13 protein-coding genes are annotated in these 15129 nt (G+C 65.8%); 5 read left to right on the top strand and 8 right to left on the bottom strand.

Features of this window, described 5'->3' with window-relative positions; genetic code table 11:
• Positions 1–3: 3 nt before the first annotated feature.
• Positions 4–759 carry an HAD family hydrolase gene (locus NEF64_RS09375; protein WP_082447007.1) on the bottom strand — a complete coding sequence of 252 codons (756 nt, stop codon included), beginning with the start codon at positions 757–759 and terminating at the stop codon, positions 4–6.
• 426 nt (positions 760–1185) lie between these two features.
• Here NEF64_RS09375 and NEF64_RS09370 point away from each other — a divergent pair, with 426 nt between their 5' ends.
• The 5 genes from NEF64_RS09370 (at position 1186) to NEF64_RS09350 (ending at position 5138) form a co-directional block, all read left to right on the top strand.
• On the top strand, positions 1186–2358 hold the full coding sequence (locus NEF64_RS09370; protein WP_031395504.1) for a zinc-dependent alcohol dehydrogenase: 1173 nt from the start codon (positions 1186–1188) through the stop codon (positions 2356–2358).
• A 77-nt stretch (positions 2359–2435) separates the two neighbouring features.
• A complete protein-coding gene (locus tag NEF64_RS09365; RefSeq protein WP_043157841.1) occupies positions 2436–2900 on the top strand; it encodes a hypothetical protein in 465 nt (154 codons plus the stop codon).
• Between the two features lie 80 nt (positions 2901–2980).
• Positions 2981–3484 carry a ferritin-like domain-containing protein gene (locus NEF64_RS09360; protein WP_031395503.1) on the top strand — a complete coding sequence of 168 codons (504 nt, stop codon included), beginning with the start codon at positions 2981–2983 and terminating at the stop codon, positions 3482–3484.
• 81 nt (positions 3485–3565) lie between these two features.
• Complete coding sequence (locus tag NEF64_RS09355) at positions 3566–3829, top strand: hypothetical protein (protein ID WP_056408619.1); 264 nt, start codon at positions 3566–3568, stop codon at positions 3827–3829.
• A gap of 136 nt (positions 3830–3965) precedes the next feature.
• Positions 3966–5138, top strand: coding sequence for a winged helix-turn-helix domain-containing protein (locus tag NEF64_RS09350; RefSeq protein WP_056408621.1), 1173 nt, complete (start codon positions 3966–3968; stop codon positions 5136–5138).
• Between the two features lie 52 nt (positions 5139–5190).
• Here NEF64_RS09350 and NEF64_RS09345 read toward each other — a convergent pair whose 3' ends face one another.
• From NEF64_RS09345 to galA, 7 genes are all read right to left on the bottom strand, one after another.
• Positions 5191–6135, bottom strand: a complete 945-nt coding sequence (locus NEF64_RS09345; protein WP_107045789.1) for a Csu type fimbrial protein — start codon at positions 6133–6135, stop codon at positions 5191–5193.
• On the bottom strand, positions 6135–8414 hold the full coding sequence (locus NEF64_RS09340) for a fimbria/pilus outer membrane usher protein (RefSeq protein WP_252573660.1): 2280 nt from the start codon (positions 8412–8414) through the stop codon (positions 6135–6137). The genes NEF64_RS09345 and NEF64_RS09340 overlap by 1 nt, the downstream gene beginning before the upstream one ends.
• A gap of 15 nt (positions 8415–8429) precedes the next feature.
• The gene (locus tag NEF64_RS09335; protein WP_056406506.1) at positions 8430–9167 is read right to left on the bottom strand and encodes a fimbrial biogenesis chaperone; all 738 of its coding nucleotides are present in this window, start codon (positions 9165–9167) and stop codon (positions 8430–8432) included.
• 17 nt (positions 9168–9184) lie between these two features.
• Entirely contained in the window at positions 9185–9640 is a 456-nt protein-coding gene (locus NEF64_RS09330) for a spore coat protein U domain-containing protein (RefSeq protein WP_252573658.1), read from the bottom strand.
• Positions 9641–9705: 65 nt separating this feature from the next.
• A complete protein-coding gene (locus NEF64_RS09325) occupies positions 9706–10239 on the bottom strand; it encodes a Csu type fimbrial protein (RefSeq protein ID WP_252573656.1) in 534 nt (177 codons plus the stop codon).
• 190 nt (positions 10240–10429) lie between these two features.
• Positions 10430–12091, bottom strand: coding sequence for a DUF5597 domain-containing protein (locus tag NEF64_RS09320; protein ID WP_056409793.1), 1662 nt, complete (start codon positions 12089–12091; stop codon positions 10430–10432).
• Between the two features lie 41 nt (positions 12092–12132).
• The gene (galA, locus tag NEF64_RS09315) at positions 12133–15057 is read right to left on the bottom strand and encodes a beta-galactosidase GalA (protein ID WP_252573654.1); all 2925 of its coding nucleotides are present in this window, start codon (positions 15055–15057) and stop codon (positions 12133–12135) included.
• Between the last annotated feature and the right edge of the window lie 72 nt (positions 15058–15129).

Below are 15129 nucleotides of genomic sequence, written 5' to 3'. Positions count from 1 at the left end.
CGATCAGCGCCCCAGCGGCGATTGGGCGTAATCGGCAAGCAGTGCCGCGACATCGTCATAGATCGCGACCGCGCCCGCGGCATTCAGCCGCTCGTCGCTGAACTTGCCCGATCGGACACCAACCGCGGCGATCCCGCATTTGGCCGCTGCCTCGATGTCATAGGGCGAGTCACCGACGACGATCACCTCTGCAGGATCGATCCCCGGCAGCGCCTTCAGCGCGGTGGCGAAAATGTCCGGGGCGGGTTTCGTCCGCTCGACGTCGTCGCTGCTCGTCGTTGCGCCGATCAGATCGCGCGCCTCGAGCAGCGCGATGTAATGATCGAGCTCCGATCCCGACGCCGACGAGGCGAGCACGACCTGCTGCCCAAAGCCATGCGCGTGCGCCAGCAGATCATGTGCGCGAGCGAACGGCTTGGCAGTGGTGAGATATTTTGCCTTGAAGATCTCGCCGTGCGTATCGCCGAGTTTCTCCTGCTCCTCCGCGTCGGCACCGGGCAACAGGGTCGGCACGAGCATGTCGGTTCCCTTGCCGATCTGATCGTGGATCACCTGCCGGTCGAAGGACGCCCCGACGCCTGCAAAGGCCTCCTCCCAGGCTAGCACATGCATGTCATTGGTATCGACGAGCGTGCCGTCGATGTCGAAGAGGATGGCCTTGATCTGCATATCTAATTCCCGAATCGAAGTCGCGTTTGCCAGCCGGCATGCCAGCGTCGCGCAGGTGCGCCGGTGAGCGTCGGCGAAGGTTGCTGCCATCCCAACGGTCCGCTGTCCGAATTGGCCCCGGCGACGGCAAGCATGGCGGGGCGCGCATTCTCCGTGAAACGGTTGAAGGTGTGATTTTTCGCCGGCGAGAAGCCCAACCTGACGGCCATTTTCGGCAGTTTGCCAATGATCCCCGGCATTTAGCCACACTGATGAGGATCAATACGAAATATTCCCGACGAATATTCAAGATCGTCAGGAACGATGAGGACATCCAGATCGCTATGTCTCCATCACTATCCGGAGCCCGACGCGTGGCTTGACGGTAGGACACATGCACCGATGCCGCCACCCGGCAATCTCGTTGTTGTTTCTGCTGACTATGCTTCGTCGAGATGGCCCGATGGCTGATGAGTTCTGACGGCGACTTGTACTTTCGAAAGTACGGCACGCCAATTAAAAGACGGAGACTTTCTGATGCGCGCACTGGTTTGGCATGGAAAAGGCGATGTTCGGGTCGATACGGTCGCGGATCCCGAGATCAAGCATCCGCGTGACGCGATCATCAAGGTGTCGTCTTGCGCGATCTGCGGGTCCGATCTTCATTTGCTCGACGGGTATCAGCCGACGATGCAGGCCGGGGACATTCTCGGCCATGAGAATATGGGCGTCGTCGTCGCACTGGGCTCCGAGGTCACCAACCTGAAGATCGGCGACCGAGTCGTCGTGCCGTTCACGATCAGTTGCGGCGATTGCTTCTTCTGCCGCAAGGGGCTCTTCTCGGCGTGCGAGCGGACCAACCCGAATGCGGAAATGGCGATCAAGGCGATGGGCCATTCGCCTGCCGGCCTGTTCGGGTTCAGCCACATGCTCGGTGGGTATTGCGGTGGCCAGGCAGAGTATCTGCGCGTGCCGATGGCCGATATCGGCCCGATAAAGGTGCCCGACAACGTCACCGACGATCAGGCGCTGTTCCTCTCCGATATCTTCCCGACGGGCTATATGGCCGCCGAGAATGCGAACATCGAAGAGGGCGACACCGTGGCGATCTGGGGCTGTGGTCCGGTCGGCCAGTTTGCGATCCGATCGGCGCTGATGCTCGGCGCAGGCCGTGTGATCGCGATCGACGAGGTGCCCGAGCGCCTGGCGATGGCCGAGGCCGGCGGTGCGGAGACGATCAACTTCGCCGAGGTCGACAGCGTCTATGACGAACTCCAGTTCCGCACCAAGGGCCGCGGCCCGGACAGCTGCATCGACGCCGTCGGTGCAGAGGCTTCGGGTCATGGCGCGATGGATGCCGTGATCGACAAGGTGAAGGCGGCGACGTTCCTCGCTACCGACCGCGTGCATGTCCTGCGCGAGGCGATCATGAGCTGCCGGATGGGTGGCACGGTCTCGATCCCCGGCGTCTATGTCGGGATGGGTGACAAGATCCCGATCGGCGCGATGATGAACAAGGGGCTGACGATCAAGACCGGCCAGACGCATGTCCAGGCTTACACCAAGCCCTTGCTGGCGCGCATCGAAGCCGGCGACATCGACCCGAGCTTTGTCGTGACGCACCCGGCGAGCCTCGAGGATGCGCCCGAAATGTATCAGAAGTTCCGCGACAAGCAGGACGGCGTCATCAAGGTCGTGCTGCGGCCGTAACCCTGCCCCACCCCGGTCCGCTCGGCATGCCGATCGGGGTGGCCGCTTCCTATCCACGACCGTCACGAGGAGTTTCCATGAGCGACAAGGTTCATACCCCCGTCCCGGGCAATCCCGCGAGCAAGGGCGCGCCGGATGGCGTCTCGGAGTCGCCTCGCAGCGATACCGACGGCCGCGTTCACGGTCGCAGCGACGGCGGTGAGAGCGCGGGCGGCGCCTATCCCAACCCGCACGAAGGCAAGACCGACGCCGATACCAGCCCCGCGTCGCAGGGCGGCCAGACGGACATCGCCTATCATGGCGGCGGTCAGGCGGGTGAAGACGGGGGCAGCGCCGGCAACGCCGTCGCCGGCTCGCACGGCGGCGGCGGTACGACGATCGCAGCCGACCCCGATGCCGATCGAGCCCCGCACTCGATCGCGGCCGATCATGGCACGATCAAGGTCGTCGAGACGTCCGGTATCGCCGAGGCCGAGGCGACGGGCAAGGTCGGTACCGATGCGCGCTACGAGAACGAACAGGCGAAGCCCGGCGCCGGCTGACGCCTCGACGGCACGCCCCCTATTCAACGTTAATCACGCCACCGGGCATTTCTGGCCCGTGCACCAGCAAGGAGTATCCCATGTCTGCACCCGAGAATCTGAAAGACATTTACACCGACGAGCTGAAGGACCTGTGGTCGGCGAACGACCAGATGAAGAAGGTCCTGAAGAAGATCACGTCGAAGGCCAGCGATGCCGCGCTGAAGGACATGCTGACCAAGTCGCAGGCGGATATCGAGAAGCATACCGACCTCCTCAAGAAGTTGATCGCGTCGAACGACGAGAAGGTCTCCAAGGAGCATTGCAAGGGCATGGAAGGGCTTGTTGCCGAGGCCACCAAGCACGTCCTCGAAGAGGGTCCGGAAAAGGGTCCGTTGCTCGATGTCATGATCATCGCCCAATATCAGCGGATGACGCATTACGGCATCGCCGGCTTCGGCACAGCCGCAGCCTATGCCAAGGCGCTGGGTCTCAAGGATGATCACAAGGCGCTGAACGCGGCCACCAAGGACATTTACGGCGGCGACGAATATATGACGAAGCTCGCCGAGACGAGCGTCAACCTAGACGCCGAAGACGCCTGAAACGTTCGCCCGCCGGCTCACCCCGGCGGGCGATGTCCTGCCCCGTAGACGACGGACGCGACAGTCATTACCACCTACCCCTTGAGCGAGCCGGCCCGGATCTTCGCTGACGCATCGTCCGCCGGTGCGACACCGACGGAAGTCGGACGCGGAACGCTGGAGGCGTGCGTCGATATCGTCGCTGGTCTGTCGGAGGCGCGGCAGCGTTCCGTCGCCATCCATATGGACGATCTTGACCTCCGGTTCGATGCGCAGGAGATCAGCGAACTCCTCCACTATCTCCGCACGGAAAAACCAGGTCTTTCAAACGCGGAAATTACCGAGATCAAGGTCGCCGACCAGTAGCGACAAAGGCGCTCGTGGCGTTCCGCGATTGCCTGTGCGCCCCGCAGCACCCGGATCACACGGAGTACGCTGTAGCCCGGCGCGGGCAGCCAGGGTAACATTGACCGTCGCTGTCCTTTGCGACCATCATCACCACATGATCATCTCGCAGGCCGATGCGCGCCGCATTGCGCTTGCAGCCCAAGGGTTCGGCCGACCGCCGCCGCCTCGGGTCACGGCGGCGCATCTCCACAAGGCCGCCGATCGGACGGGGCTTCTTCAGATCGACAGCGTCAACGTGCTGGCCCGCGCGCATTACCTGCCACTGTTTTCCCGGCTTGGCGGCTACGACCGGGCGCTGCTCGAGCGCGCCGCCTGGGGTCCAAAGCCGCATCGCCGGTTCTTCGAATATTGGGCGCATGAGGCGTCGCTGCTGCCGCTCGAGCTTCATCCGCTGCTGCGATGGCGGATGGCCCGCGCTGAGCGAGGCGAGATCGGCTACGCCGCGCTTCGCCGCTTTGCGACAGAGCATCGTAGCGAAGCCGACGCCGTATTGGCCCGCATCGCGGCCGAGGGCCCCCTGACCGCCGCCGATTTCGAAAACGGGGCGAGCCGCAGCGGCTGGTGGGAATGGAGCGACGTCAAACACACGCTGGAATGGCTGTTCTGGTCGGGCCGGATCACCACGGCGACACGGCGGGGCAGTTTCGCGCGGGTCTATGACCTCCCCGAGCGTGTCCTGCCCCCTGCCGTACTGGCTCTGCCCACACCGAGCGTTACCGAGGCGCAGCGGGCGCTGATCGATCGGAGCGCCCGCGCGCTCGGCATCGCGACCGCCGCCGAGCTGCGTGATTATTTCCGGCTGAAGCCCGTCGAGGCGGATCATGCCATTGCCGATCTGGTCGAGGATCAGGCGTTGGTGCCCGTCCGCGTGGACGGCTGGAGCCAGAAGGTCTGGCTGCACCGTGACGCCGCGGTGCCCCGCCGGGTGCGCGGGGCGGCCTTGCTGGCGCCCTTCGATCCGCTGATCTGGGAACGCGGCCGCACCGAACGCCTGTTCGGCTTCCGGTACCGTATCGAGATCTATGTGCCGCAGGCGCAACGCACCCACGGCTATTATGTGCTGCCCTTCCTGATGGACGAGGCATTGGTCGCGCGGGTCGATCTCAAGGCGGACCGGCAAGCGGGCGTGCTGCTGGCGAAACGCATAACGCTCGAACCGGGGGCGCCCGACGACACGCTGCCCCGCCTGCAGGTCGAGTTGGAGCGGATGGCGCAATGGCTCGGCCTGTCGGACGTTCATGTCGGCGAGATCATCCGTCCCGCGTGATGCGCCATGCAACGATCGTCCGTCTCGCCGCCACATGTCAGTGGCTGATCGATCAGAATGTCACGACCACACTGACGGCGTCCTGGTAGCTGCCCGCCGCTGGCGTCACCTGCGCCTGATTGATCCTGGCGACATAGGGATAAGTCCTGACCGGCGTCAGGCTGCCCGTTCCGGGACTTGCGCCGGTAAGCGGGTTGGCTTCGTTCCAGACGGTGACGCCATCCGCATGATAGATCTGATACTGCAACGTCGCGCCCGCGCCGCTGGTCATCTGCCGCCACGCTGCACCGGTACCAGCACCGCCGGGTGTGAAGCCGATCCGGTAGACGGCGTCACGAGTGCAATCGATCTGGACGGCCGAGGTCACCGGGCCGAACTGCGTGACGAGCGCGGCACTGCCGAAGGACAAGTCGGGCGCGGTGATCTTGCAGTCGTTGCCGACCACCAGCGTCACTTGAAGCGTTACGACGACCTTCCCGCTATCATAGCCCGAACAGACAAGGCTCAGCACATTCACCCCGTTGCAGACGCTATAGTCCCATTGCACCGTCAGTGTGTCGCTATACGTCCCGGCAGGGATATTGGGAGCCGCCGTCAAACGCGCGAACAATGGCGTGGTGAAACTGCTTCCACCGCCCTGCACCGCCAACAGGCTGCCGCTCATATAGTTGACGGTCGATCCCTGCGTGAACGGCGTGGTGCCGTTGGCATCGGCCGACACCTGATAGGCGATCGCGTCGGCGCCTTTGACCAGGCGAAACTGGTTGAGGCTGGTGATGGTCGCGCGCGCCGAATTGCCCCCGATGAGGGTCAGCACGGACCCTGTACAGGAAAGACCGGCTGACCCGGCAACTTGCGGCACCGTGCTACCACGCACGTCGTACGACGACACCGGCGAAAAGGTGAGCGCCCCGGACGATGTCGTGCAGGCGGCGAATGCGGGACCCGTGACGATGCTCAGGACCACCAGTGCGAAGAACAGCCGCAGCGACACCATCACCGGCACGAGACCGGTCCTATCCGTGACAGCGCCGCGACGTCTGCGGAGACGCCGAACGTCGCCTGGCACACCGTCCCGTCCGACGTCAGCGCGGAGAGCGACACCTGTTCGCCGACATCCTCCAGATACGCGATGCCGTCCCAGCCGATGGCGACGTCGGGATGCCCCTCACGCCGGACGCGACCGCCCGGCTTGAGCGCCGCCCCGTTCCTGTCGACGAGCACCGCAAGGATGTTGCGCGTCATGCGGACGTTCAGACGCACGACGGCGCCACTGCCCTGTCGCACGGCAACCCGCTGCTCCACCGCGGATGCGACATGGTTCTCCGACAGCGACAGCGTATCGATCGCGAAGCGGACGGGAAGATAGGGCACGACATTGGGCACGAAGAGATGGCCCTTGCGGTTCGTCACGCCGACCGGCTGGTTTTCATAGCTGACGCCAACGCCCGCCACGCCAGTCTCGACGACCGCAAAGGCATCGCTCGCCTGGTTGGCGACGAACAGGCCGCCGTCCATCGCCACGATCGACCCCGATGCGCCAACCCAGGCCGAGCTGCGCGCCTGGGCCGTCGCGCCCCCGGCCTGCACTTCGATGAAGGGCGCGCGCCATGTCCCGGTCACCTGCCCCGATGCGGGCCCCCGGCTCGCCGCTGCTATCCCGGCGTCGATGCCGAGGCCGCCATCGGTCGGCGTCGCCCGGGTATAACCGACCTGATAGAGATTGCGCCCGGCCGAACGGCTGATCCCGCCGCTGGCCGCATTGCGTCCGAACGGGATGAACAGGCGCAGCTGAGCACTGGTCGCGCCTCGTTCGAAATCGCGATCCGCGGTCACGAACAGGTTCGCGCGCGATCCGACCGGACGGCCATAGGACAAGGACAGCAGGCGCGAACGTAGCGTGAGTTCGTCGACCGATCCCAAGGTTCGCCCCGAAATATACGCAGCCCCCACTGTGCCCAGCCGCGCCAGATTGACGTTGGCGATCGCGCGATAGGTTCGCCGCCGTGTCGCGGGATTTGCAAGGTCGAAGCTGGCGAGCTCGCGAAAGCCCCTGCTGCGATCGTCATATTGCGCGGCAACGCTGAAGTAACGCGCAGTATAACTGTAGCCAAGCGACCAGCGATGGCCCGCGGCCTGACCCATGCGCGACGCACTGACCGACAGCGCGACGGTGCCAAATCGCGACGGCGCCACCACGAGCCCGCCCCCGATCTGCCGAAGCCGGGCGGTCGCCTCGGCATGCGCCTCGAGCGTCAGGAACGACGTCATGCCGCGTCGGATCGAGCCATTGGCGGCGAGCGTGCCGTAATCGAAATTGCGGATGCCATAGCCTTGGCGGATGGCGCCGGCTTCGGCTGCAAAATCGGTGAGCCCGGCGCGCAGCAGCGTCGACGAGACGTAGAAGGGGATCGTGGTCGCGATCTGCCGGCCCACGGCGTCCGTCGTGACGATCACGGCCTCGCCGGCGCCGTTGATCACCGGGACATCCTGCAGCACGAACCGACCGGGCGCGACGTCTGCGCCCTGCTGCCGATAGCCGTCGACGAACAGGTCCACCGCCGACGGCACCGCCGCCTTGCCCGCAAAGCTCGGCAGCGGCATCGTCAACAGGTCCGGCCGCGTATTGAAATCGCGCGTGAGCTGCAAACCACCCAGCCGGACGGACGTGCTCCAGGGCAAGGACCGCGTGATCAGGTCACCCGCCGTGACGGTCAGCGCGCGATCCTCGTTGATGATTTTCGCATGCGTATCGTAGCGTAGATAGCCGCCGATGCGGGACCCGACCCGCAGCACGCCGGAATTGGAGAGCGTCGCGACCGGCCCGAACACCCGCTGTTCCGACCATAAGGATGCAAGGGAGCCGCCGTCGGCGCGCTGCGCGTAAAACTGGTAGTTGACCATCGCGCCCCAGCTGGCGAGCGTGGCGGCGCGGGGCCTGTCACCCGCGGCGATCCGGGTGGTCGGCAGATAGTCGGGCGCAGTTTCGAGATGGAGAGCCTGGAGCGCGGCATCATAGCGGGCGCGGGTGTGCGGAAGCAACGCGACGTCGCGCTCAGCCCCGCCGCCCTCCCCCTCGAGCGTCACGCCATTTCGGCTGAGTGCCTCGGCCGGCACGAGCATGCGTGTGCCGACGATCCGCAGCGGCACCAGATCACCGGTAGCATGGCCGTTCACGACCAGCTCGACGAACAGCTGCTGCACCGGTTCACCCGCGCGTGCCATTTGTGGCAGGCAGACCAGCATAGTCGTCAGCAGGAGCGAGCCGCGGATCATGGCGTGTCGGACGGATCAACGCGCGGCAATGAGCTGATCGGCGCCATTGACGTTTGCCATCAGCGGACTGGTGTCCGGGACGCCTTCCGGTACCGGCCAGCGCATGGTCTGACCCGCCAGGACATAACCCGCGAGCCCCGAAGCAAGACTGGTCTTCTTGTCGTCCGCCGTCCGGATATCGACGAGGCGCGCATGCAGCAGGCCAGTATTGCGGATCGCCAGCATCCGACCGCTGCCGCTCCGATCCACCGTTGCGGTCAGCTCCGGCTTGGCCGCGTTGACCGACCCCGCATAGGTGAAGAGCGGAACCGAATAGCGCATCTGCACCGCAAGCTCGGCCGCCGGCAGCCGGCTCGCATTCGGCGCATTCGCGGTGGGAATTTCGTCGATCAACAGGCGGTAGCTGCGCTCCCCCGGGTCAGCCTGGTCGTTCGCCGCGACAGCAGGCCGCTCGCGCCGCAACACACGGATCATCTGCCGTTGTCCCGCCGGGATGACCGCGATCGGCGGGCTGGCGACGACCTCCTCCTGATCGTCGTACAGATCGCCCTGCGGCCCCTGCGACCAGCGCAAAGTCCGGACCTGCATCGTGATCGGTTCGTTGCCCTTGTTCTCAATCCACAGCGCGGTCGCGCGCTCGGTGGCGGCGATTTTCGGATCGACCGGCCAGATGATGACCGCCGCGGCGCGACTTGTGCCTGGCAGCAGGAGGAGCGGCGAGACGATGGCGGTCAACATACGCAGGATCTTCATGACTTGTCCTTGCTGCATCACCAGGTGACGGTGATGCGAACCACATCGGAATATCGCCCCGCGGCCACGCCGCGCTGGACGGCGGCACGGGCCTTGACGGGAACAGACAGTCGTGACGTCCCGATCGGGAATGCCAGCGCGATCGCCTGCGACGTCCAGGGCGTCTGACTGCCATTCGCGAACAGCTGGTAGGGCATGCGATCGGCAGGCCGGGTTGCATGGACGAGCTGGCGCACACCGTTGGCCGGCTGAGTGCCGTTGTCCGCGGTGAGGGTGACGCTCATTCCCGGGGTGCAGTCGATCTGCAATCCGGCGGCAACCGCGGTGACCAGGCTGCCTTGCGCGGCTCCCCCATCGACCCCGTTCACCGACCCGAGGTCGATCGATCCCCAACTGCCCCCGGTGTCGGCGCTGATCGCGCAACCATTGGCGATGACCGCGCCGACCCTGAAGGTGCGGCTGGTCTCCGCCATGCTCCCCGACGCACAGCCCGCAGCCGTCGACACGGCAATGAGAGCCCGGACGGCGCGCACCGCCGCTACCAGCTGAGCGTCACCTGTACCGTATCGGTATAGGTGCCCGCCGGCAGCGCCAGGCCATTGCTCGACGCACGGGCATAGATCGGCAGCGTCAACGCCGAGGTGGCCGCGGTGCCGAGGCTGATCTGCCTGCCGATAGTGATTTCGTCCTGCCGCGACGCGTCCGTATACAGCCGATACGCGACGGTCTGCCCCAGATAGGCCAGCTGACGGACATTGCCCGCGTCGTTCGCGCCCGCCCCGACCGTGACCTTCGGCGCGAGGCCCGGCGTGCACAACACCGTGACCGCATTCGTACCGCCTTGCGCGACCATCGTCGCATCGGCGTTGCCGAAGACGCCCGACTGATCGGCAAAGGCGATCGTCCCGATCCGCCCCATGGTCGCGGCGCTGTTGCCGCCATTCACGGCACAGGCCGCAAGAATGTTCAGGGACACGCCGATCGTGCCGCTGGCGGTTTGCGCGTGTGCCGATGTCGCCACGCCAGACACCGCGATCATGCCGACCGCAATGCCCAGAACCCTGCTCGTCATCTTACGGTAAATCATGATAAAACAGCCCTCCATTTGGGCTGTTCTCAAGGGTCGCCAGTTAACAGGATGTTGAACAACCGATCTGGCCGACGATAGCTTTCGATCCAACGATTATGACATCGTTCCAATAAGATGACGGGTCTCGTGGCGGGTCATCGAACAGGCCCCGGCCTGACGGCCGAGGGGCGTCCTAATTCGGATTGCCGACCGGGATGACCGGATTGCCCTTGTAGCTGCCAAGCTTGACGTGGAGCACCTGCGCGCGATCGGTGAAGTTGATCCCGTAGTCGGTCTGATCACCGTTCAGCACACGGTCGAACACCCAGTGCCCCTGTGCGTCGTAATGCCCCTCCTCGACGCGATCGTAGAGCATCGAACGCCCGCTGTTCGCATCCGCCAGCGCGAACGAGACGCGCGTATCGAATCCGGTCACGAGATATTCGTCGGAGCCGATCTCGGCGACAGCAAGACCGCCGGTCGGTTGGGGGTTGCCGGTCGGCTTGTCTGTGCCGAACTGATACTGGCCGAACGTCGCGGTGGCGCGGTACTTGCCGAGGTCCATGACCTGCCTGTGCTCGGCCTTGGGGTCGGTCGGCTCGGCCACGCCCCAGGTCTTGCCGGCAAAGGCCAGCCGCGCCCATTCCCGCATCATCGGCTCGAACACGCGGTAGTTGCGCGCGAACAGCTCCATCGTCGGCGCGTCCAGCGTCTTGGCACCGAGCGGGAAGTTGTAATAGCCGCTATCGTCCATCCCGAACGGCGCGAAACCAACCCCGCCCCTGCCGACCACCGGATAGAAATACCGTGCGAACTCGGGCGCGTTCCCCGTTTCCGGAATCAGCAGGGCGTTGTCGGCACGGCCGTAGAGCTTCAGATATTCGAGAAACGCGGCATGATCGCGCGCATAGATATCGGGCGCGACCAGATCGAGCGACGGCGCCGCGGCCTTGTACACGTCGATCACGTGATGGATCGGCCCACCGCTCGAATAGGTGGTCGCCGCCTGCCGTCCGAAGGCGGAGGCGAGCGCGGCGTTGACGTACATCGGCACCGGCTTCACCGCCTTGCCCGCCGCCGCGATCTCCTCGATATAGCGGGCGATCGACCAGGCGTGGAAATACTCGTCGGCATCAGCGCCGAACACCTGCTTCCAGCTGCCCGCGGGCTTGCGGAACTTTTTCAGCAACGCCGCCGGGACCGGACCGTCGAACGATTTCTGCGCGACCGGCGAGAAATCGCGGACGCTGCCATAGGTGCCGGCCTCGTTCTCCGGCTGGACCATGATGACGGTGTTCTGCGGATCGGCGGCCTTCAGATGCTGCATCAGCTTGACGAAGGCGCGCTTGTCCGCCTCCAGCGTCGACCGATGAAGCGGCGACAGCGCATAATGCGTCTCCCCCTTGGCGTTGGTCATCCGCGGGAACCGCGCGTTGTCCAGCTTGACCCAGGCGGGCGCATAGTTGGGCGAGGTGTTCTTCCACGTCGCGAACCACAGCAGGACGAGGCGCACCTTGTTCTGCCGCGCCTCGGCAAGCAACCGGTCGAGGAAGGAAAAGTCGAATTGCCCTTCGGTTCGCTCGATCTGCTCCCACGCGATCGGCACCTCGACCGTGTTGGCGTGCATCGCGTGGATCGTCGGCCAGACCTTGGGCAGCATCGCCGGATAATTGCTCGAATTATTGACCTGCGCGCCGAGCATCAGCCACGGCGCGCCATCGACCATCAGCGCGTGATGCCCGTCGCGGGTCACCAGCCTGGGCACCTCGGTTGCGGTCTGCGCGTGCGCGGTGCCGGCGAACAGCGTGGCGGCGAGGGTCAGGCCGGCGAGTGTGCGGGAGGGGCGGAAGATCATGATGCAGTACCTCGAACGGGAAACGGGAAAGCCGGCACGGATCAGTCCTCGACGAAGACGAGGCCGCCCAGGCCCGATGCGACCGTGCCGTCGCTTTCGAGCAGGAGGGTGACGATCCGCTCGCCGGGACCTGGCGGGAAGGCGACGCGCAATGTGGCGGCGGCGAAATCGGGCTTCGTCGCGGCGCGCTTGCCATCGATCCAGATTTCGCCGCGACCGACCAGATCCTTGAACACGATCGTTCCGCCCCGTTCGCGCGTGCCGCGGTGCGGGGTGAGCCTGGCGCGCAGCACGGTCCACCGACCACTGCCCTGCGGCGGCTGGATCTCACCCGCGCGGACATACAGCCAGCTGTTCATGTCATTGTCCGCCAGCACGATGTCGGGCGACGGCCTGGCGGTGGCGGCCGGCGACTGCCGCCAGTCCTGCACCGTCAGCGTCATGCGGGCGGGCGCGACGAACGGACGGGCCGGCGTGGCGAGGCGGCGCACGTTGCTGGAGGCCGGGCGCAATCCCGCCGCGCTGGCGGAGAGCTTGACGGTACCCGCGCCGCCGCCGCCCGCGCGAACGATCACCTGCGCCAGGCCGTTGAACAGGCGCCGGCGATTGCCCTGTTCGGCTTCGTGGCTGACCGGATCGCCATTGCCGAGGCCGATGATCGCGCCGCCGCTGACCGCAAAGGTCACGTCGAGATTGGCGGTCGGCACATGCCGCCCACGCGCATCGACCGCGTCGATCGTGTACGGCTGCACGTCCTCGCCATCCGCCGCCATCGCACGCCGGTCGGGCATGATCCGCAGCGCCACCGCCGCGCCGGTCGCCTCGACCACGCTGCGCGCGACCTCGCGTCCGCCGCGATAGCCGATCGCCTCGAGCCGGCCCGGCGCATAGGGCACCTGCCAGCTCGGCATCGTGTAGCGATCGACCTTCTCCTCGCCGATCAGACGGCCATCGAGCATCAGCCGCACGACCTCGACATTGGTCAGCGCCATCACCTTGATCGCCTGCCCCTCGCGGCCAGGCCAGTTCCAGTGCGGCATCAGATCGAGCAGCGGCACGTCGTCGACCCACTGCGCGCGGTGCAGATAGAAGGCCATTTTCGGAAAGCCGCACAGGTCCATGATCCCGAAATAGCTGCCCGCGGACGGCCATTCGAACGGGGTTGGCTCACCGTGATAGTCGAACCCGGTCCATACGAACGTCCCTGCGACGAACGGCCGCTCGGCGACCGATTTCCAGCCCTCGCGGTGGGTGCTGCCCCAGTCCGCCGGTTCCTCGTCATAGGACGCCATCACGTGCGCGGCGCGGTCGGTCTCCCACGCCCCGCGCGTCATGAAACTGCTGGTGTCCTCCGAACTCGTCAGCGGCAGCATCGGGTTGGCGGCGTGGAACCGGTCATACTGGTCGCGCTGATAGTTGAAACCGACCACGTCGACCGCCTGGCTGACATTGACCGGGGCGAACATCCCGCTGTTCATCGCCGCGGTGACCGGTCGGCTGTCGTCGAGCGCCTTCACCGCGACCGACATGCGGCGGACCATCTCATACCCGGCGGGCGTCCCCTGCACCGGTTCCTCGTTGAACACCGACCACATGAACACGCTTGGCCGGTTGCGATCGCGGCGGACCAGCCATTCGAGCTGGTCCATGTAATCGGGGCTGGTGTTGAAGTTGCGGTTCTCGCTCATCACCAGGAAGCCGAGCCGGTCGCACGCGTCGAGCACCTCGGTCGCGATCGCGCTATGCGCGAAGCGGATCGCGTTGCACCCCAGGTCCTTCAGACGACGCAATCGCCAGTCCCACAGCGCATCGGGCACCGCGACGCCGACACCGGCATGATCCTGGTGGTTGCACGTGCCCTTGATCTTGAGCGGACGGTCGTTGAGATGGAAGCCCGTCGCGGCGTCGAAGCGCAGCGTGCGAAAACCGATCCGCAACGTGCGTTCGTCGACGGGCTTGTCGCCGCGCATCAGTCGCGCCCGCAGCGTGTAGAGCGTCGGCGCGTCGATCGACCATAGCCGCGGCGCGGGGACCGGGATGGTCAGCGTCGCGCTGCCCGGCTTCAGCGACGGCACACGCGCCGCTGCGGTCTGCGTCGCGATCGTGCGGCCGTCGGGATCGATCAGCGACACCTCGATGCTCGCCTCGGCCGGGTTCTTGCCGATATTGCCGAGCGTCGCGGTGACGGGCACGCTCCATGTGCCATCGGCGGCGCGGCGCGGATCGGCGTGGATGCCGTCGGTCGCGATGTAGGTCGCATCGCGTTTCGCCAGCCAGACATGGCGGTACAGCCCGGCGCCCTCGTACCACCAGCCCTCCATCGTCTGCGCATCGACCCGCACGACGATGCTGTTCAGATCGTCGCCGAACCGCGCCAGATCGGTGATGTCGACATAGACCGAGTTATAGCCGCTCCAGTTGTGCGCGACGATCGATCCGTTGAACCAGATCGTCGCATTCGTCGCGATCCCGCCGAACTGCAACTCCAGATACCGCCCCCGATCCGCGGGATCGAGCCGCAGCGCGCGCCGGTACCAGCCGAAGCCGCGCCGGCGATAGCCTTGCGAGACATTGGCGCTTTCCTCGAACGGCATCGTCGATGCCCAGTCGTGCGGCAGATCGACCTCGGACCAGTCCGAATCGTCATATTGCATCGCCGCCGCACCCTGCGCCTGCCCCGCCTTGGCGCTGTTGTAGGACCAGCCATGGCCGCGGATTTCCGGCATCGGGATATCGCCGATATGGAAGCGCCAGCTGCGATCGAGCAGCAGCCGGCTGGGATCCTCGACCGTCGCGCGCAGCGGCAGGTCGTCGCGGGTCGCCGGCATCGGCAATGCGCCGATCGCTGGCGCCCGCACCGGTGCAGCCTGCGCGACACCGTCCGCGGCCAGCGCCACGCCGATCGCGGTTCCGCTTCCCAGGAAATGCCGCCGGTTCAGCCGACCCGTCTCGTGCGCATCCGTCATCTCTGGCTTCCTATCCATCGCTGCCGGGCGAGCCCCGTTCGTTGCGCCGTCAATGCTGGCGTTCGCATTCGT

This window comes from Sphingomonas aerolata (assembly GCF_023935825.1).
Classification (GTDB): domain Bacteria; phylum Pseudomonadota; class Alphaproteobacteria; order Sphingomonadales; family Sphingomonadaceae; genus Sphingomonas; species Sphingomonas aerolata.
The sequence above is the reverse complement of the archived record's forward strand: the minus strand, read 5'-3'. Positions and strand labels throughout refer to the sequence as shown.

Coding starts and splice junctions, on each gene's coding strand:
- NEF64_RS09375 (WP_082447007.1), bottom strand. CDS start 759: ATGGCAGCAACCTTCGCCGACGCTCACCGGCGCACCTGCGCGACGCTG.
- NEF64_RS09370 (WP_031395504.1), top strand. CDS start 1,186: ATGCGCGCACTGGTTTGGCATGGAAAAGGCGATGTTCGGGTCGATACG.
- NEF64_RS09365 (WP_043157841.1), top strand. CDS start 2,436: ATGAGCGACAAGGTTCATACCCCCGTCCCGGGCAATCCCGCGAGCAAG.
- NEF64_RS09360 (WP_031395503.1), top strand. CDS start 2,981: ATGTCTGCACCCGAGAATCTGAAAGACATTTACACCGACGAGCTGAAG.
- NEF64_RS09350 (WP_056408621.1), top strand. CDS start 3,966: ATGATCATCTCGCAGGCCGATGCGCGCCGCATTGCGCTTGCAGCCCAA.
- NEF64_RS09345 (WP_107045789.1), bottom strand. CDS start 6,135: ATGGTGTCGCTGCGGCTGTTCTTCGCACTGGTGGTCCTGAGCATCGTC.
- NEF64_RS09340 (WP_252573660.1), bottom strand. CDS start 8,414: ATGATCCGCGGCTCGCTCCTGCTGACGACTATGCTGGTCTGCCTGCCA.
- NEF64_RS09335 (WP_056406506.1), bottom strand. CDS start 9,167: ATGAAGATCCTGCGTATGTTGACCGCCATCGTCTCGCCGCTCCTCCTG.
- NEF64_RS09330 (WP_252573658.1), bottom strand. CDS start 9,640: ATGGCGGAGACCAGCCGCACCTTCAGGGTCGGCGCGGTCATCGCCAAT.
- NEF64_RS09325 (WP_252573656.1), bottom strand. CDS start 10,239: ATGACGAGCAGGGTTCTGGGCATTGCGGTCGGCATGATCGCGGTGTCT.
- NEF64_RS09320 (WP_056409793.1), bottom strand. CDS start 12,091: ATGATCTTCCGCCCCTCCCGCACACTCGCCGGCCTGACCCTCGCCGCC.
- galA (WP_252573654.1), bottom strand. CDS start 15,057: ATGACGGATGCGCACGAGACGGGTCGGCTGAACCGGCGGCATTTCCTG.